The organism is Enterobacter sp. HK-058-C-ECC (assembly GCF_047531125.1).
GTDB classification, from domain to species: domain Bacteria; phylum Pseudomonadota; class Gammaproteobacteria; order Enterobacterales; family Enterobacteriaceae; genus Enterobacter; species Enterobacter quasiroggenkampii.
On record NZ_JBLKCH010000002.1, the window covers coordinates 535,440 to 553,884 of the forward strand.

The window sequence follows — 18,445 nt, forward strand, 5'->3', positions numbered from 1 at the left end:
TGCTTATTCAAACATAGGCGGATAGAGACCGTGACGGCCCGGACGGGCCCCCCCTGCCGGATCGAACAGCAGGGTGAAAAGCTGCCCGGTGAAGTTACCGCTGTGAACGTGGGTGTACAGCGGGTAACCATCGCAGCGGTTGGTCCACCAGTAGCTGGTCTGACGCAGAGGATCAAAACACTCTGCCGCCTGCGGCCAGCCCAGCGTGCTCTGACCGTCCTCGTCATAGCCAATCACATCCAGGATGTCGGAGCGCTTTTGCGGCTCGACCGGCTGCGGCGCCGGAATGGTCATCAACATCTCATCCAGCTGCGAGGCGGAAAAACTGTTGCGCACCGCGTGCAGCCCCAGGCGCCCAATCTGCTGATACCAGCTTTCGGCCTGGCTCAGCAGGCTGGTCGACCATTCGGACGGCGCGAAGCTCAGCTGAAGGCAAACCGGATATTGTCGGCCAACGCTGTCGCGGCCGGGCAGCAGACAGCCCATCTGGATCATCTGGCTGCCCAGCATGGGTGGTACCACAAAATTCCAGACTGGCGCTTTCTGAAACGGGCGCTCGCCGCTGCGCTGCTCTTCCTGCTGCCAGGCCAGCAGACCGACCTGGAACCAGTGCGACCACTGGCGCTGTAAGGTGTCAGGAAAGCGACGCTGCAAAAAATCTCCGGCGCTGGGTAACTTGCCATACCAGCTGTAGCGGTTCATCGCAGGGGTATTCGTCATACGGCTGTCCTTGCGGTTATGGGCATGAGAAACGAGGAAGCTGGAACGGGTTACGAATGCTGTTCGGCGCAAACTCCAGCGTGACCTGATGTCCGTCGACGTTGAAGGTGGCCTGGCGGCTCAGGCTACCCGAGCCCGGACTGGTGCTCGCTTTATCGAAAAAGCGGTTCAGCGCCCAGGCGCCGTTGGTGACCAGCGTCGCCGTACTGCCGTTCGCCAGCCCCAGCTGCATACGGACCTGGTTGGTGCCGCCCGGCCCCGGCCAGTTCATGATCTGCACGGCCTGCGGGCCGTGGCTGTAGCGCAGCAGCTGACCGTCAACGTCCAGGGTCAGATTCAGAATGGTGTTATCCATTCGCACGGTGCGAACCGTCACCTTGAAAGACGGCGTGGTTGCGCCGTTAGCAAAGAAGGCGTCGCGAATCGACTGGGCCTGCTGGAACGGTCTCAGCAGCCCTTCACTTCCCGGCAGCGTTTTTCCGTCAATCCCCGGCATAAAGCGCCAGTTGGCCTGGGTGGTATCCACCTTGTTGGTCAGATTGTCGCGGAAGAAGGCGTCCATCAGCCCGGTTCCCGGCGCAAACATGCGCGCGAGATCGTCCGGCGTCACCTCGGTGCTGGCGCTGCGCACCAGCGGGTAGCGACCGGCAATTGCCTGACGGCAGAAACCACCCACTTCAACGTTAATGCGCTTACGAACGTTTTCCAGGTCACGACGCTGGGTATCGCTGCTGGCGCCCACCGCCATGTTGCTGAACATGGTTTGCAGCCCGCCCGGCAGACGACCGGCGCTGGCCTGCAGACGGCTGATCGCCTCCCCGCCCGGCGCAGGCATGCCGCTGTTGGCCGCATCCTGAACGGCGGTCAGGTAGCGATAGAGTTCATCCACCTGCTTGAGAAAATCATCAAACACGATGGTCTTTCCGCCCTTCTCCAGCGGCTGCGCCAGCTCAATCATCGGCGCATAGTGGTCGGTCACCAGTTGTTCCGGTGCCTGCGTAACCACCGCGGCCTGCGTCGGTGCAGCGTCGTTGTTGCTGAACAGGGCTTCCAGCGTACGGGTGGCGCGGTTGCTTTGATCCTGCGCTTTACCCGCATCTTCCGGCGCTGGCGCATTGCGTGACAGCGTCAGGACCTGGCTCAGGTTCTGCACCAGACGGCGCAGCGGCGAGTTGGCGCCGGAGAGCAGGCGCGCGGTGTTGATGCGCTGGGAAAGGTCGGCGCTGTTATTGAGCTGGATGTCGGCGAGGAAGCGATCCCAGTTGGCGATAAAGTCGCGCATATAGAGCTGGCGCACGGCGTTATCGATCTGCTGCTTATCCTCCTGCGCGGTGGCGGCCCCCAGCACCCAGGCGTCGTCCTCGTGCAGCGCCGTGGTGACGCTGTCAATCTGGCCGTTAAAGCTTTTCCAGTAGCCGTCCGGCGTATAGAGACCCGGTACGCCCTCGCTCACCGGCTTGCCGCTTTTGCGCGAAAACACCAGCTCGCTCTGCGGTCCGCCGAGGTCGGAAAGGGAGACCGGCTTCAGGTTGTCATCATGTTCCAGCAGGCGCTTGAGGCGGCCATAGACGCGCGTGGAAAGCGGCTGCTGGTTGATCATCGCTCTTTGGCGTGCGACCAGGGATTCGTCCTGCGCGTACGGCGAGGCCTGAATTTTCGGTTCCAGAAGCTGCGTCAGATGCCATTCAAGCTGCTGCAGCTGCGCCTTCGTGACGTTCTGCGGCAGGTTACGCTGCAGGTTGAGCATCACCCATGAATGCAGGAATTTGCCGTCATAGTGTTTCGGCTGATACAGCATCTGATAGGCTTTCAGCGCTTCATAGCTGTATTCCACATCGCTGCCGTTGTCGTTGCGCAGCCAGGTGGTGATGTGCATGGCGACGGCAGGCAGCAGCATCTGATCCAGCGCTTTCTGGTACAGGGACTGGGAGGCGTCGCTAACGTCATCCCCGCGATAAAGCCCCATGCGGCGGGAGATCGGCGGATCGTTGACATCAAAGGCGTCGCTTTTCGGCAGATCCACCAGGCTATTCAGCAGCGGCAGCAGTTCGAACAGGTCACGCTGAGTCTGGTTCTGTAGGGCTTTGCTCTGCTGGTCGAGCAGCGGAACCTTCGCATCCACTTCTTCCAGATAGGCCTTGTTTTTGGCATAGCTGGTGAACCACAGCCCGCCCAGGATCGCGAGCAGAGCCAGCAGCGCCGCATAGCCTGACCAGATCACCGCCCGGTTGCGCAGCTCCCACCAGCGGTTTTCCCCGGCGATCCCAGCTTCCTGGAAGATGACGTTTTGCAGCAGGTTCTTGATGAAGAAACTCTGGCCTTTTGCGCCCGGGATTGGCGCTTCTTTGCTGACCGAATCCCAGTTATCGCTCTCTGCCCCTTCCGGCAGCGACAGGGCGCGGTTCAGTTCGCCCATCACGCGGTCGAACGGCATGCCTTCCTGCGTCCCGCTGGCGAAGTAGATCCCGCGCGGGGAGAATTCGGTTTCGAAGTTGGAGCGGGCGAAGACCGTGCTCAGATAATCCGCCAGCAGCGGACGCAGCGCGGCGAACTCCTGCGGGAAGAGATACGCTTCTGCGCGGGTTTTCGCGTCATGCTCTTTGAGCATGGTTTCCGGCAGCCCGGCGTCGAGGCGCTGCTGCAGCAGCGAAAACTCCTGCTGGAAGTTGCCCATCAGGTCGTAATCGGCGTGTTTGGTTTGTTCCCACGGCAGCGTAAAGCCCCAGATCTGGTCGCGCTGCGCTTTATCGTAGTCGGCAAACCAGGCGCGGAAACCTTTAAGCAGGTCGGCCTTGGTCACCATCACGTAGACCGGGAAGCGGATACCCAGCTGTTCATGCAGCTCGGACAGACGCTGACGCAGGTTTACCGCCTGCTGGCGGGACGCCTCGGCAGACTGGGTAAGCAGGTCAGAAATGCTGATGGTAACGATCACGCCGTTGATCGGCTGGCGGCGGCGATACTTACGCAGTAACCCCATAAACTGCAGCCATTCCCCGGCATCCTGCACCTGCTCGCTCTCCTGGGTGGTATAGCGACCCGCGGTGTCCAGCAGCACGGCCTCGTTGGTGAACCACCAGTCGCAGTTACGCGTGCCGCCAATACCCCGCAGGGCGGTCTTACCGAAACGGTCGGCCAGCGGGAACTGCAGCCCGGAGTTGACCAGCGCCGTGGTTTTACCGGATCCCGGCGCGCCGATAATGACGTACCACGGCAGCTGATAGAGGTACTGCGTGCTGAAGCGCTGCGTCCACTGGGCGCCCTGTCCCGCCTTGCTGAAGTGCGCTTTTTTCAGCATCTGCGCGGCTTCATCAAAACGGCTGGCGAGGATCTGCTCCTCGCTGTTCAGTCGCTTCTGCGGATCCGCCGCTTCCGGGCTGGCGGTATTCTCTTTGAGCTTATCCATCAGCTTGCGGTTCAGCCAGGCGTTGTACAGGCGCGGCAGAATATGGCCCTGCGCCCAGAGCAGGTAGACCACCGCGATGCTGATGATGCGGTTCTGTTCAGATTCAAGCGGTCGGGTGTCCACGATGGACAACAGCGGTCCAATCATCCAGATCACCGCCGCCAGCGCCGTGACGCCGAGGAAGCTCCACAGAATGCGGTTAGTCAGTATGGAAAGAAGAGTCGTCAGCATTCCTTAGTTTCCTTGCGGCAATCCGTTCAGCTCGGCCTGGGTATTTTCAGGCGACACCAGCAGAGTAATTTCCACACGGCGGTTACGGGCGCGGTTTTCAGGCGTCGTGTTCGGCGCCACCGGGTTAATCTCGCCCCGCCCTTCCGCTTTCACGCGGCCAGGCTGAGAGAGGCTTCCCTGCAGCATTTTCTGTACCGAGCGGGCGCGTTCCAGAGAGAGTTCATAGTTAGAGGCAAAGCGCGCGCTGCGGATCGGCACGTTGTCGCTGTAGCCCACCACCAGAATTTTGCCGCTCACGTTATTCATCGCCTGCGCGATGCGGTGGATGACCGGTTCATAGCGGTCACGCACGACGGTCGAGGCAGAGGCAAACAGCCCGTCGCCTTTCAGGATAACCACGCTGCGATCCGCTTCGTCTTTCACCGCAACGAGGCCAGCCTCGATTTCCGGTTTCAGGAAGCCGCGCAGGTTCAGCACCGCCGGAAGCTGACGCGCCGGCTGCTGAATAGTGGTTTCCGGCAGCTGGGACTGGTAAATCTTCGCCAGCACCGGGTTGGTGCTGTCGCCAAGACGCCAGTTAAGCACGATATAAAACAGGCAGGCGATAAACCCGGCCAGCGCCACGCAGGCCCACAGGGGGACCATGGGCCGCCAGAGCTTGCGCAGCACCGGACGATCTTCCGGATGAGGAGAAAGCGGCGGCGGATAGCTGCCGCGCACGCCGCGGATCATCTGCCACAGCCGCTGCTTGATGGTCTCAAGCTGGGTGCGGCCATTGTCCAGCACCCGATAGCGCCCTTCGAAACCGAGCAGCAGACAGTAGTTGATCATCTCCAGCAGCAGAATGTGCTCGCGCGGGTTTTGCGACAGGCGCGCCAGCAGCTGGAAGAACTTCTCGCCGCCCCAGGTTTCGTTATGGAACGTCACCAGCAGGCCATTGCTTGACCAGACCCCGCTGCTGCCCCAGGGGGTGAGCGCGGCAGCCTCATCGAGCGCCGTACACAGGCAGTAGCGTGCCCCGACGATCACTTCGTAGGGCAGCCCCGCCTGCTGGCAACGGACTTCGAAACGGCGAATTTCATCGATCAGGCGCTGGCGTAGCGCCACCTGATCGTCATGCGATACCGAATGACGTATCTGCGGAATCGCATTGAGCAGCGGATTGGCGGCCGCCACCAGCTGATTGTTGCTACTGGCCCCGGTGAACGCGGCATCGCTGCCGGTATCCTGTCGTTCCTGCATATTAAGCGCTCGCTTTATTATTCTGTCGGGCTACGGATGGCCCAAAACTCCATATCCAGCCCCGGGAACTCCCCTGCAAGGTGCAGGGCGAATGCGCCGGACTTATCCATCTCGTGCCACAGCTCGCTGCCCTTCTCGAGCTCGAAGTAGCTGTAGCCGGCATGCCACGGGATCTGCGGCGGTGCGACCGGCATGGCGCGCAGCATAATGCCCGGCAGCTGAAGCTGAACCAGATCGCGGATTTTCGACACCGGTGCGACCTTCATCTGCGCAGGGAAATGGGTTTGCAGGTGTTCGCCCGGCACATTGGCTTTGACCGCCAGCACGAAGCCGAACTCACGCACCATGCTGGTTTCAGGCACCGTGGCGATGTTGAGGCCGTGAGAGCGTTCGTTAAGCGGCAGCTGGATCGCGTGGTCTTCCATCACCAGCGACAGCCCCTGACGCAGCATCAGCATCAGCTTGCTGAAGCAGTTTGCCAGATCGTCATGATCGTAAATCGGCAGCACGCTTTCAGCGGTCCGCTGCGATGTCCAGGTGGCAAGTTCGGTCGCGAACGGCAGCCAGCTGCGCCAGAGCGTTTCCGGGTGCAGCAGCGGAAGGGTTTTTAAATGAGACACCTCGCCAAGGTGACGGTTAACCAGCGACAGCAGCGTGAACTCAATCAGTTCGGAGGTATTAAAGCGGCCGGGCTGGCGCAAACGGCCGCCAATTTGCTGGCTGCGCTGCACCAGCAAGCCGTGCAGATCGTTGATCATGCTGTAGATCTGCGGGCTGTTATTGGCATTCAGCATCGGCGGGATGTAGCTGTTGTCGAGCCGCACGTGGTTGTCGTTACGCTTCTCGGTCACAAACGCCACGCCGATGGCGGTCCACTCTGCCGTGAGGTCTTTTTCGAGCATCAGGGTCAGACGCAGGCGGCCAAACTGGACGGTAGCGTCCCCCACCGACATGGCGTTATCGTCTTCCACCTCTTGCTCAAACGCGATAAAGCGCGCCAGCGAGGCTGGCTCTTCGCTGAAAATCACCTCTTCTCTCTCACCCCGACGAACCGGCAGTGCGAGCACCACTTTTTCGTTGGTGAGATTGTCAGGAATTTTCAACGGTACAGGACCGTTGCGCCCGTTACGGACCTGGAAAAAGGTGCCGTCCGGCAGCAGCCCACTGCAGTAGCTCAGGGCTATGCATCCCTGACGAAGCATCGCTTCATCCAGTTCTACGTCGAGAAAGCCCCAGAGATACGATCGCTGCAGCGCGCCCCATTCACGAACATGGTTGAGCAGATAGCTTTCAGTCCGCTGAAAATGGTGTGGACGCAGGAACATGCCTTCGGTCCAGACGACCTTTTCTGCTTTCGTCATGATGATGTGTTTCCTGTTTTGAAGCGCGTTACTGGCTGATGACCCGAATGCCGTTCACGTCGAGAAAAACGTTGGCCTGAAGTTCATCTGCGGACCATTTCCAGAACTGGTAGATATGATTTTCGCCAGGCACGGGCAGAGGGAGTGAAACGCGCCATTTTTTGCCATCCAGCACCTGATACTCCGCCATCACGCCGATGTAGCGAGCCTCCGGCGAGCTTTGCCCGCTGAGGGTTTTTGACAGCTGTCCCGGCATCAGGAAGAACACATCGCTGTTCAGCAGATTCGCGCCAAGCGTAGCTGACGCGTTGTTCTGCAGGGAGTAGAAGTCGCTGGACATGAAATCCGCATCGGATTTCAGCAACAGTACCCGGACCTTAAGCGGCGCAGATTCATTGATTTGTGGATGAGCCTGAAACTGCAGATTGTAGCGGGAGGGGTCGCTGTGTGAAGACGACGTACAACCACTGACCAGCGCGAAAATCATCGCGTAAAAGGGTAACCACAGCTTATGAAAATTTTTATTATTCATAAAAATGCGCTCATGAAAGCCGTTTAGTTCAGGATCCAGGTACCGTTAGCGCTGTCTTTGCAGGCTTTGCTGTTACCGTCGACATCAACACAGGTCGCTTTTTTACGCGCCTTTGGACGAATAGCCTGTTTACGCACGGTGGCTTCGTACTGGTCGGCCTTGATAACAGCGCGCATCGGAACGTAACCAATCAGCTGTTCGTTACCTTCATCGGCAAGCGCCATCCAGTGGTGTTCAACCTGCCCCAGCACCACGTAAGTTTTTCCGGTCTCGAGAGTGCGGATAACTTTACCGCCAAAGTCAGGACGGCTCATCAGGGAGGCCGGATACATGGCACGATACGGCTCGTTAACCGGGTTGAACTCCGTCGGCGCCGTCACAGCGTGACGGTGGGTTAAGGTGACGCCGTTGACCTGGCTGGTCTCGATCGTATCGTCGTTGATCACAGGTTTCTGCGGTGCTTTACAGCCCGCCACCGCCATTACAAACAGAAGTGAAAACAGTACGCGCATTTTCATATGCTTTTCCGTAGCGATATTTCGATGATGGAGATAAGGGGATGAAGTTTGACTTAAGTGCTATTGTTAAAATAGCCAGGATATTTTCGGGGTGTTACTACTTTAAGGGCATAGCTACCGCACGAGCCTTTCAGAATAAGGCCCAGTGTCTTCCTGACATATTTTGACAAACGGTAAACAAGTTTACATGAGCTTCGTATCAATTCAATATTTACCGCCGCGTAACTGTTGGTAAATGAAGCAGTCGGAAAATTATAGGATTAATCCTATGATAAAAAACGTTATGGCCCACCCTTTCTTATTTCTTCACCACAAAACGACATAACTTTATGTTTTATATATTAAAAAACACAAAGGAGAACCACTTTCATTAACGCAATCACGCTATTATCGCCACTACCATAATTAGTAGAATTCGCGTTTTTTTGATGTCAAAGGAATATATCTCTGATGAATTATTTGTTGCACTAACAGGGTATCTTTAATATTGAAGACGCTTCATCGCCTGGGTGAGAATATTTCACTTATGCAGCAAGATGTTAATTTCATGCCGCAAAAAAAGCGTATATTTTCGGCCGTAATAATTCCACTGTCAGGTATACCTTATATCTATTATTCATTAAGCGTGAGTAAACCTTCCTGCCATTCTCTCAATTGAAAAATGCCTCGAGCAGCCCACCAGCCGCGAATCGCGGCGATATCTCCAGCGCATCAGCTTCATTCGAAGTTTTACTGGCGCTACATACTTTCCTGCTCACCGCCATCTATCTCGCCTACCGGACGATAGATAAGATTTATTATTAAAATGATAAAAATTCGTTATAATTTCTTTAAATATTTAAACACCAGACCAGATAAATTACTGTAATAAAAAGAGTTTGCGTTAAGGCACTTTTCCGTTCCGTATGTGCGTTGCCATTCGGTCGTCATTGCTTTCACCTATTGCTCTCGTCAGTGATTTTTTGAGCTCAGGCGTTGTGTGATCGAACAAATCAGGAGTGGGTATGAACAAGAAAAGACGCTCGGTGCCAGGCATCAGACACTATGACGGCCCTGCTGGCGGCTGGGGCGCATTGAAAGCAACGGCCATTGCGGTACGCACCCAAATGGATACCCTTGACGCCCCCGCGACGCTGCTGCGCACCAACCAACCTGACGGCTTCGACTGCCCGGGCTGCGCGTGGCCTGATAAAGAACACAAATCGACGTTCCAGTTCTGCGAGAACGGCGCCAAAGCGGTGACCTGGGAAGCGACCAGCAAACGCGTCACCCCCGCGTTTCTGGCCGAAAACAGCGTCTCCTCGCTGCTGGCAAAATCGGACTTTGAGCTGGAAGGCTACGGTCGACTCACGCACCCCCTGCGCTATGATCGGGCGAGCGACACCTTCCGCCCCGTCGACTGGGACGCGGCGTTTCAACGCATCGGCGAAGTATTGCGCGGGCTCGAACCGGACCAGGTCGAGTTCTATACCTCCGGACGCGCCTCTAACGAAGCGGCTTATCTGTTCCAGCTGTTTGCTCGCGAATATGGCACCAACAACTTCCCCGACTGCTCGAATATGTGTCACGAGGCCACCAGCGTCGGTTTGCCCCGTTCGATCGGGATTGGGAAAGGGACCGTCTCGCTGGATGACTTTGATAAGACTGAACTGGTGATCTCCATCGGCCATAACCCCGGCACTAACCATCCGCGCATGATGGGGACCCTCCACGAGCTGGCCCGCCGCAACGTGCCGATTATCGTCTTTAACCCGCTGCGCGAGCGCGCCCTGGAACGTTTTGCGGATCCGCAGAGCGTGATTGAAATGGCGACCTACAGCTCCACGGATATCGCCTCGACCTATTTCCAGGTGAAGGCCGGAGGCGATGCCGCCGCGCTGAAAGGGATTGCCAAACACCTGCTGGAAATGGAGGCCGAACGCGGGGACGTGCTCGATCGCGCGTTTATTGCCGAACACACCCAGGGCTTTGAGGACTTTGCCGACGATATCGCACAAACCCGCTGGGACGACATTGAGCGCGAGTCGGGTCTGAGCCAGGCGGCGCTCAAACAGGTGGCTGAGGCCTATGCGAAATCGAATGCCACCATCATTACCTACGGGATGGGCATTACCCAGCACAATAAAGGGACGGCTAACGTCCGCCTGATCGCTGACGTGCTGCTGATGCGTGGGAATATCGGCAAGCCCGGCGCGGGAATATGCCCGCTGCGCGGTCACTCAAACGTGCAGGGGAACCGTACCGTCGGGATTAGCGAGAAACCCACGCCAGCCTTCCTGAACAGTCTGAAGGATGTATTCGGCTTTGAGCCACCGTCTCACCACGGCCATGACGCGGTGCAGGCCACGCAGGCGATGATCGACGGCCGCGCAAAAGCGCTCATTTGCCTCGGCGGTAATTTTGCGGTGGCGATGCCCGATCATGAACGCGGCTTTCCGGCCATGGGCTCCCTCGATTTGAGCGTTCACGTCGGGACCAAGCTGAACCGTACCCATCTGCTGGTGGGCAAAGAGACCTTTATTTTCCCGTGTCTTGGCCGTACCGAGCTGGATATTCAGGCCACCGGCCGCCAGTCCATTACCGTCGAAGACTCGATGTCGATGGTCCATGCCTCATCCGGCAAGTTAAAACCGGCCTCGCCGTTGCTTCGGTCAGAACCCGCTATCGTCGCGGGCATGGCGAAAGCCACCCTGCCGGATACCCGCGTAGACTGGATGACGCTGGTTGAGGATTACGACCGCATCCGCGATCTGATCGAGCAGACCATTCCGGGCTTTGAGAACTACAACGCGCGGATCCGCGTTCCCGGCGGCTTCCGTATGCCGCTGCCGCCAACGCAACGTCTCTGGCCAACGGCGACGGGAAAAGCGATGTTCTCGGTCTTCGACGGCGTACATGAGAACGCCAGCGGTGAAGGTGAGCACGTTCTGCGCCTGATCACGCTGCGCAGCCACGACCAGTACAACACCACCATTTACGCGCTGGATGACCGCTACCGTGGCGTGTTTGGCCGTCGCGACGTGCTGTTTATGAACGAAGACGATATGGCGCAGTCAGGGCTGGAGCACGGCGACCGCGTGGATATCGAAACCGCCCTGCCCGGCAACGGACAGCGTCTGGAAGACATTACCGTGGTGGCGTACAACATCGCGCCGGGGACCGTGGGGGCCTATTATCCGGAGGCCAACGTGCTGGTACCGCTTGATTATCTGGATAAGGACAGCGGTACGCCGTCGTATAAATCCGTTCCGGTTCGCATCACCCTGCGCTCAAAAGAGATCCGCATGCTGTAAGGCTGTTCGCGCAGAGAAAACGATGGATATTAAACAGTTAAAATATTTAATCGCGCTCGACGAGACCCGCCATTTTGGCAAGGCGGCCTCGCAGTGCAACATCACCCAGCCGACCCTCTCCATGCGCATCCGCAGCCTGGAAGAGGAGCTGGGGCTGGTGCTGATTGTGCGCGGGCAGCGCTTTGAAGGGTTTACGCCGGAGGGTGAACGCATCCTCGCATGGGCCCGCGCGCTGCTGGCCGCGCATGACGGGCTACAGGCGGAAGCCGCGCTGTGCAAAGGCCAGGTGGTGGGGGAACTCCGTCTGGGGATGGTGCCGCTGGCGAGTGTGGATCCGATGATCTTTATTCGCCTGCTGACGCAAAAATACCCGGAGCTGACCTATAGCCTCTATTCCATGTCCTCCGCGCAGATTGCCGACGGCGTCAGCCGCAATCAGCTTGAGCTGGGGATTTGCTATCTCAACAGCATCGACACCAGCCAGTTCGATATTATCCAGCTTCCCAAAACGAAGATGGGCCTGCTGCACGACGTCCGCCATTTCCAGCTCGGCCAGGAGAAATTGACCTGGCGTGACCTGACGGATTTTCCGCTGGGGTTCCTGACCAAAGGGATGCATTACCGGGCGCATATGGAGTCCAGCTTTCAGTCTGCTGGCATTGAACCGAGGTCCGTTTTCGAGAGCGACTCCACGTTCCAGATCATTCAGGCGGTGCAAAGCGGCGTATGCTGCGCCGTGATGCCGCTGAACAACGGACTGGAAGATCTGAACAGCCATTTCAGGATTGTCCCCATCGCCGATGCGAACATTGAGGCCCCTGTCGGCCTGATTATGCGCAGGCAAAAACCGGTCTCCTCGCTGGCGCTACGCTGCTTTACCGACGCGCAGGAGATTTATCACGCCAGCAATGAGGCGTAGGCCTGACGCGTCACGACGCTAAACCCCTCAATCAGTACCGCGTCGCAAACGGCCCGGTGTTCCGGCAAACTCACCAGCGCGTGGAGCGCATCGCGAAGGGCGTTCAGGGTGTCAGGCGAAGTGTGGGGCGAGGTAATGAGCGGCAGCCCTGGCGTCAGCGGGGTACGGTCAATGACCGCCAGCCCCGTCAGACCTTCCGGTTCGTGACGCTGCAGCAGTGCCCAGGTGACACTGTCGATGGCCGCGATATCCCCTGCTCCGCGTTTGACATCCTTCAGCGACTGGCGATGGCTGCCGCTAAAGGACGTTTGCGCGAAAAACGGACCGTCAGCCGTCAGAGGCGCTATTTTTTTTCGCAGCGCATTGTAGCCGGACTGCGAGTCCGCAGAGTTACAGACCGCCCTTCGGCCGCGAAAATCCGCCAGCGTGAGATGCCGATCCTCCTCGCGCACCACCAGAAAGCTGCGGTACTGGATCCCTTCGCAGCCCGGGGCCGCGTAGTGAAAACAGCCGACAACCTGCACGTCCGGAAGCTGCGTGACCAGCGGGTAACCGCAGGTCTGGCTGAGGATAAGCCTGGGCTGTTGCCAGTGCGTGAGCAGATCGGACTCCGGCCCGTCGGGGAGATCATCGACTGGCACACCGCGTGCGACCAGCAGCCCCTTTACCGCCAGCCAGAGCGCGCGCGTGTCGGCGCGATCCACCGCATACATGGGAAACGCCAGCAGGTTACTCATACCCTTCTCCCTGTTGCTTTCCGGGGTGAACGGTGACGTCGACGGGACTGAGCCAGAACCGGCGTAGCCATTCACCGTAGCCCCTGACCAGAAAACCGCGGTTTCGCTCCCGGTACGCCTCCCGGTTTTGCTGGTAGATCGCCTTCAGTCCGTACCACGGCACGCCCGGTAGATCATGATGTACTGAATGATAGTTGAGATTTAAAAACAGTATCCGCCAGAACAGCCCGGCCTCGTTAATGACGGAGCGCGCCAGCGGATCGTCCGCCGCACGATGTTCGAAAAACGATCGTACCTTGGTCAGCGCCAGCGCCGGATAACTGACCGCCAGCACAAACCAGACGGGTGAAAAACCAACGTGCGTCATCCAGGCGAAGAGTGCCGCCAGCAGCGTGATGTGAACCAGCCACATTGTCATCGCCCGCAGGTGAAAATGACGAAACGCCGCCACGGCGCTGCCCAGCGTCTGGACGATATCCAGCAGCGGCGCCAGCAGAAGCCGCCCGGCAAAGGTATTTCGGGCCCGAATCAGGCGCTTCTGCCAGGGGGAAAAGCGCGTCCAGCTCGCCTCGGTAAAATAGTACGACTCCGGGTCATCCACCGGATGGGTCAGGCTATCGTACCGATGGTGGGCCAGATGGGAATCCCGGTACAGGCCGTACGGGTACCAGACCGCCAGCGGGAGCGTGCCGAACAGCTGGTTAAGCCAGGCAAAACGGGTGGGATGCCCGTGGATAAGCTCATGCTGCAGGGACATATACCAGGCGGTAAACCCGATGAGCAGCAGCGTGGCGGGCAGCAGGCCGAGCGTTTGCCAGAACGCCAGCGTGGCAAACCAGCCCGCATAAATCGTGAACATTACCAGCCAGGTGGGCAGTTCGCTTCGCCACAAGACACCCGACGCGAGGCGGTGGATTTGATTGCGTTGTTGTGGATGTAAATAGAGGGAGCTTCGTTTACCCATTCCTTCAGACGCCGTTTCGCCAGAGACAGAGCCCTGAAGATCGGGGATTACGCCTGAAATAACAAAGAACTTAAATCGCTTTGCTTTGCCAGAAACACAGAGCGCACGCGTCGCTTGACTTATTCTGTATTAAAGGTACTTTTCAGGTCATGAAGAAGATCCTGATTATCGTTCCCGACGGCGGCATGCTGTTTGAAGCCGCCGGTATCGCCGACATTCTGATGCAGGCCAACCGGCTGCATCCGGAAGGGCTTGCGCAGCCCCGCTACCGGATTATCATCGCCACCACGCAGCCTCACCAGGTGATCCACGGCCAGTCCGGTCTGAACCTGCTGGCGGACTATCGGCTTCCGGAGCTGGATCCGCGCGAACCGCTGGACACCATTATCATCACCGGACGCGGTATGAACGAGCAGGAGAGCACCGCCGTAGTCGACTGGCTGCACCTCGCTGCGCCGCACGCCCGGCGGATCGCCTCTATCTGCGGCGGCGCGATGCTGCTGGCCCAGACCGGCTTGCTGGACGGTCGTCGCGCCACCACCCACTGGCGGCTGCTGGAGACCATGCAAACCCTATATCCGGCTATCACCGTCGAAGGCGGCCCACTCTACATTCAGGACGGCCCCATCTGGACCTCTGGCGGCGTGAGTTCCGGGTTCGACCTGACCCTGGCGCTGGTGGAGGACGACTACGGATTTACCCTCGCCCGCGACGTGGCGCAGGATATGGTGATGTATCTGCGACGTCCCGGCGGACAGCTGCAGTTCAGCCGCTACAGCCTGCAGCAGCCCGGCACAGCAGGACCGATAGGCGAGGTGCAAAGCTGGATCCTACAGAACCTCACCGCCGATCTGTGCGTGGAGAACCTGGCCGAGAAAGCGGCGATGAGCCCGCGTAACTTCACCCGCGTGTTTACCCGCGAGGCCGGGGTCTCGCCTGCCCGCTACGTGACCGAGGCGCGTCTGGCCGCCGCCCGCCAGCTGCTTGAACAGACCCGCGATCCCCTTGAGCGCGTTGCTGAGCAAAGCGGCTTTGGTACCAGCATTAACTTGCGCCGCATCTTTGAGAAACAGCTTCACCTCACGCCCGGCGAATACCGCCAGCGCTTTCACTGCCGCAAGATGGCGTAATCTGATCCTTTTTTGTCGTTTACGCCAAGCGACCCGACGCCTACAGTGACTCCAGACAACAGAGATAAGGAGTGCACCATGGTTAAGATCGGTATTAACGGTTTCGGCCGTATCGGACGTAATGTCCTGCGCGCGGCGCTGGGCAACCCGGCGCTTCAGATTGTGGCCATCAACGATCTGACAGACAGTAAAACCCTCGCCCATCTGCTGAAACATGATTCCCTTCTGGGCAAGCTGCCCGCGCCCGTTGAAGCGGCTGACGGCGCGCTGCAGGTAGACGGCCAGCGGATCGCCGTATTTAGCGAACGCGATCCGGCGAATATCCCGTGGCGTGATGCCGGGGTAGACATGGTGATTGAAGCCACCGGCTTCTTCACTGAACGGGAGAAAGCGGCGGTGCATATCACCCACGGCGGCGCTAAGCGCGTCATCATTTCCGCTCCCGCGAAAAACGACGACCTGACAATTGTGATGGGCGTCAACCATGACCAGTACGATCCCGACCGGCACGCGGTGGTAAGCAACGGGAGTTGCACCACGAACGGTCTGGCACCGGCCGCTCAGGTGCTGCACCAGCAGTTCGGAATTGAGCATGGCCTGATGAACACGACGCACGCCTACACCAACAGCCAGGCGCTGCACGATCAGCCGGAAAAAGATCTGCGCGGCGCCCGCGCGGCGGCGCTGTCGATTGTGCCCTACTCCAGCGGCGCGGCGAAAGCGCTGGGGAAAGTGATCCCCTCCCTGGACGGCAAGCTGACCGGGTACTCCCTGCGCGTGCCGGTGCCGGTGGTATCGATTGTCGATTTAACCGTGACGCTGAGCCGCAACGTGACCGCCGAAGAGGTGAATGACGCGTTCCGCAACGCGGCCGCCAGCGGCCCCCTGAAAGATATCCTGGGTTATAGCGATGAACCGCTGGTTTCCAGCGATTACCAGGGCGACCCGCGATCGTCAATTATCGACGGGCTTTCCACGCTGGTCATTGGCGGGAACATGGTGAAGATCCTGGCGTGGTATGACAACGAATGGGGCTTCTCTAACCGCCTGGTGGATCTGGCGGTATTGATGGATAAGAAAGGGCTGTAAACCTGAGGCCGGGTGGCACGAACGCTCACCCGGCAAAAAATCACTCCGCTTTCACTTTCACACCCATAAACACAATCACCATCGCCGTTACCAGCAGGAAACCGCTGCCCGCGAACACGCCGCTGGCGCCGTTAAGATCAAACACTGCCCCACCTCCGGCCGCACCGGCGCTTATCGCCAGCTGGATTGAGGCCACCAGCAGCCCCCCTGCACTTTCGGCTTCATCCGGAACAGTGGTCGCAAGCCAGGTGGACCAGCCCACCGGAACCAGGCCAAATGCAAAGCCCCACAGTGCGACCAGCAGCCCGTCCAGCATGGCCAGATGACCAAAGGCGACCATCATGAGCGCTAGAACGCCCATCGCAAACGGCACCAGCGCCAGCGTCAGGCGCAGATTACGTGCCAGCAGATGCCCGGCCACGGAGGTGCCCACAAAGTTGGCGATACCAAAGCCCAGCAGGATCAGTGAAATGGTCTCCACGCTCGCCTGTCCTACCGTCTCCAGGAACGGACGCAGGTAGGTAAAGAAAGCGAAATGGCCGCTGAAGATCAGGATGGTTGCCAGCATGCCGCCGATCATCCCCGGACGGCGCAGCACGCGGAACAGCGTACTCAGGCTACCGCTGCTCTCCGGCTTCATGGACGGCAGCACCCAGAGCTGCCACAGCAGCGCCAGCATGCTCGGCAGAATGCAGAGCACAAAGACGTTGCGCCAGCCGATCAGGCTGCCCAGATAGCTGCCCAGCGGCGCCGCGACTACCGTGGCAATCGATACGCTGGAGAAGATCACCGCCAGCGCTTTCGGCACTTTATCTGCCGGAACCAGACGCATCGTCGTGGCCGTCGACATCGCCCAGAATCCCCCGATCGCTATCCCCAGAAGCAGGCGCCCCATTAGCAGGACGTGCAGATTGGGCGCAAAGGCCACCAGCAGGCTGGAGATAATTTGCAGCACCGAGAAAAACATCAGAACCCAGCGGCGGTCGATACTCTTGGTTGCCGGGGTGATCAGCAGTCCGGTGACCAGCGCCACCAGCGCGGTGGCGGTGACGGCTTGTCCAGCCATCCCCTCGGTAACGCCCAGGCTCGCGGCCATGGGGGTTAACAAGCTGGCGGGCAGAAATTCGGCCGTAATCAAACCAAATACCCCCAGCCCCAGTGAATAGACGGCCCGCCAGGCGGGTTTTGCAGGCGCTACCGCCTCGCTCGCCGCGACACATGAACTCATCTGTTGATCTCCCGTTATAAAAATGTGACTAGTGTCGCAAAAGAATAGAAGGTTCACCCTGGACGATCTATGACATATAATCTCCACTTATTGATTATTCGTCCGGATTTGCGCCATGACCGTACAGTCACCCGATTTGATCAGCGAACTTTTACGCGGCATGCGCCTGTCAGGCGTGAAATACCGGCGGATTGAAGCCAGTGCGCCATTTGGCGTCGCGTTTCATCAGGCTCCCGGCAGGGCGCAGTTTCATTTTGTGAGCCACGGTAGCGCCCTGTTGCGCATGGAGAGCGGTGCAACGTTCGAACTGAGCGGTGGCGACGCCCTCTTTATTCCCGGCGGAAATTCTCATGCCCTGCTCTCTGACGAACAGGCCACCCTTACCCCTGTCAACGCCTTTCCGAGCGAGCCTATCTGCAGCTCGGTCTGTGCTATCACCTGCGAGCCCTGCCCGGAGAGCGAGAACACCCTTATCTTTAGCGGATGCATGGATTTTGAGCTGGGCGGCATGCAGCCGCTGATCAAGGCGATGCCGGAAGTGATGATGGTCAGCCGGCTGATGTCCACCTGGCCGGAAATCCATCCGCTGCTGGCGGCAATGGAGCGGGAATCCGCGGCGCGTCAGGCCGGGTATGCCGGGATCCTTGCGCGGCTGGCCGATGTGGTGGCGGCGTTAATTGTGCGGGGCTGGGTTGAAGGCGGCTGTGGCAAAGCCACCGGCTGGGTGCAGGTGCTACGCGACCCGCGCCTGAGCCGGGCCATTTACGCTATGCACCAGCAGCCAGGCCTGAACTGGAGCGTCGCCGATCTGGCAAAAGAAGCCGGGACTTCCCGATCCGTTTTCGCGGAACGGTTTCTCGCGGCGACGGGAACGACCCCGGCAAAATATCTCAGCGAGCTGAGAATGCGGCTGGCCATTCAGTATATTCGTCATGAAAACCAGCCGATCGAAACCGTCGCGCTGCGGCTGGGTTACGGATCGCTGGCGGCTTTTAGCCGGGCATTTAAGCGCATCATTGGCCATGCGCCGGGCACGCTGCGGGAAGCCAGCCAGACTCCGGAAGAAGCCTGACTG

General features: G+C 59.0%; 14 protein-coding genes. 5 read left to right on the forward strand and 9 right to left on the reverse strand.

What is annotated here, in order from left to right:
* Positions 1–3: 3 nt before the first annotated feature.
* From tagF to ACMWJS_RS06665, 6 genes are read right to left on the reverse strand one after another with little or no spacing between them, the layout of a single operon-like run.
* Positions 4–720 carry a type VI secretion system-associated protein TagF gene (gene tagF, locus ACMWJS_RS06640; RefSeq protein ID WP_045908265.1) on the reverse strand — a complete coding sequence of 239 codons (717 nt, stop codon included), beginning with the start codon at positions 718–720 and terminating at the stop codon, positions 4–6.
* Positions 721–736: 16 nt separating this feature from the next.
* Positions 737–4,357 (reverse strand): type VI secretion system membrane subunit TssM, encoded by a 3,621-nt coding sequence (gene tssM, locus ACMWJS_RS06645; protein ID WP_414746827.1) that lies wholly within the window; start codon positions 4,355–4,357, stop codon positions 737–739.
* Positions 4,358–4,360: 3 nt separating this feature from the next.
* Positions 4,361–5,599 carry a DotU family type VI secretion system protein gene (locus ACMWJS_RS06650; protein WP_045908263.1) on the reverse strand — a complete coding sequence of 413 codons (1,239 nt, stop codon included), beginning with the start codon at positions 5,597–5,599 and terminating at the stop codon, positions 4,361–4,363.
* A gap of 17 nt (positions 5,600–5,616) precedes the next feature.
* Positions 5,617–6,960: a type VI secretion system baseplate subunit TssK gene (gene tssK, locus ACMWJS_RS06655; RefSeq protein ID WP_029740099.1), complete on the reverse strand. Its 1,344-nt coding sequence runs from the start codon at positions 6,958–6,960 to the stop codon at positions 5,617–5,619.
* 28 nt (positions 6,961–6,988) lie between these two features.
* Complete coding sequence (gene tssJ / locus ACMWJS_RS06660; protein WP_023618341.1) at positions 6,989–7,492, reverse strand: type VI secretion system lipoprotein TssJ; 504 nt, start codon at positions 7,490–7,492, stop codon at positions 6,989–6,991.
* A gap of 23 nt (positions 7,493–7,515) precedes the next feature.
* Positions 7,516–8,010, reverse strand: coding sequence for an SH3 domain-containing protein (locus ACMWJS_RS06665; RefSeq protein WP_414746828.1), 495 nt, complete (start codon positions 8,008–8,010; stop codon positions 7,516–7,518).
* A gap of 1,004 nt (positions 8,011–9,014) precedes the next feature.
* Between ACMWJS_RS06665 and ACMWJS_RS06670 the strand changes: the two genes are divergently transcribed.
* The gene (locus ACMWJS_RS06670) at positions 9,015–11,303 is read left to right on the forward strand and encodes an FdhF/YdeP family oxidoreductase (RefSeq protein ID WP_069719015.1); all 2,289 of its coding nucleotides are present in this window, start codon (positions 9,015–9,017) and stop codon (positions 11,301–11,303) included.
* Between the two features lie 22 nt (positions 11,304–11,325).
* Positions 11,326–12,222: a LysR family transcriptional regulator gene (locus ACMWJS_RS06675; protein ID WP_414746829.1), complete on the forward strand. Its 897-nt coding sequence runs from the start codon at positions 11,326–11,328 to the stop codon at positions 12,220–12,222.
* Here the strand turns inward: ACMWJS_RS06675 and ACMWJS_RS06680 are convergent.
* Complete coding sequence (locus ACMWJS_RS06680; protein WP_414746830.1) at positions 12,201–12,959, reverse strand: phosphate/phosphite/phosphonate ABC transporter substrate-binding protein; 759 nt, start codon at positions 12,957–12,959, stop codon at positions 12,201–12,203. The two genes, ACMWJS_RS06675 and ACMWJS_RS06680, sit on opposite strands and share 22 nt — an antisense overlap.
* Positions 12,952–13,923: a fatty acid desaturase gene (locus ACMWJS_RS06685; protein WP_414746831.1), complete on the reverse strand. Its 972-nt coding sequence runs from the start codon at positions 13,921–13,923 to the stop codon at positions 12,952–12,954. The genes ACMWJS_RS06680 and ACMWJS_RS06685 overlap by 8 nt, the downstream gene beginning before the upstream one ends.
* A 149-nt stretch (positions 13,924–14,072) precedes the next feature.
* Here ACMWJS_RS06685 and ACMWJS_RS06690 point away from each other — a divergent pair, with 149 nt between their 5' ends.
* A complete protein-coding gene (locus ACMWJS_RS06690; RefSeq protein WP_167211231.1) occupies positions 14,073–15,053 on the forward strand; it encodes a GlxA family transcriptional regulator in 981 nt (326 codons plus the stop codon).
* A 78-nt stretch (positions 15,054–15,131) separates the two neighbouring features.
* On the forward strand, positions 15,132–16,142 hold the full coding sequence (gene gap / locus ACMWJS_RS06695; RefSeq protein WP_414746832.1) for a type I glyceraldehyde-3-phosphate dehydrogenase: 1,011 nt from the start codon (positions 15,132–15,134) through the stop codon (positions 16,140–16,142).
* Between the two features lie 40 nt (positions 16,143–16,182).
* Here the strand turns inward: gap and ACMWJS_RS06700 are convergent, their stop codons facing one another.
* Positions 16,183–17,370: an MFS transporter gene (locus ACMWJS_RS06700; RefSeq protein WP_032675011.1), complete on the reverse strand. Its 1,188-nt coding sequence runs from the start codon at positions 17,368–17,370 to the stop codon at positions 16,183–16,185.
* Positions 17,371–17,485: 115 nt separating this feature from the next.
* Between ACMWJS_RS06700 and ACMWJS_RS06705 the strand changes: the two genes are divergently transcribed.
* Positions 17,486–18,442: an AraC family transcriptional regulator gene (locus ACMWJS_RS06705; RefSeq protein WP_048029460.1), complete on the forward strand. Its 957-nt coding sequence runs from the start codon at positions 17,486–17,488 to the stop codon at positions 18,440–18,442.
* The last annotated feature ends 3 nt before the right edge of the window (positions 18,443–18,445 follow it).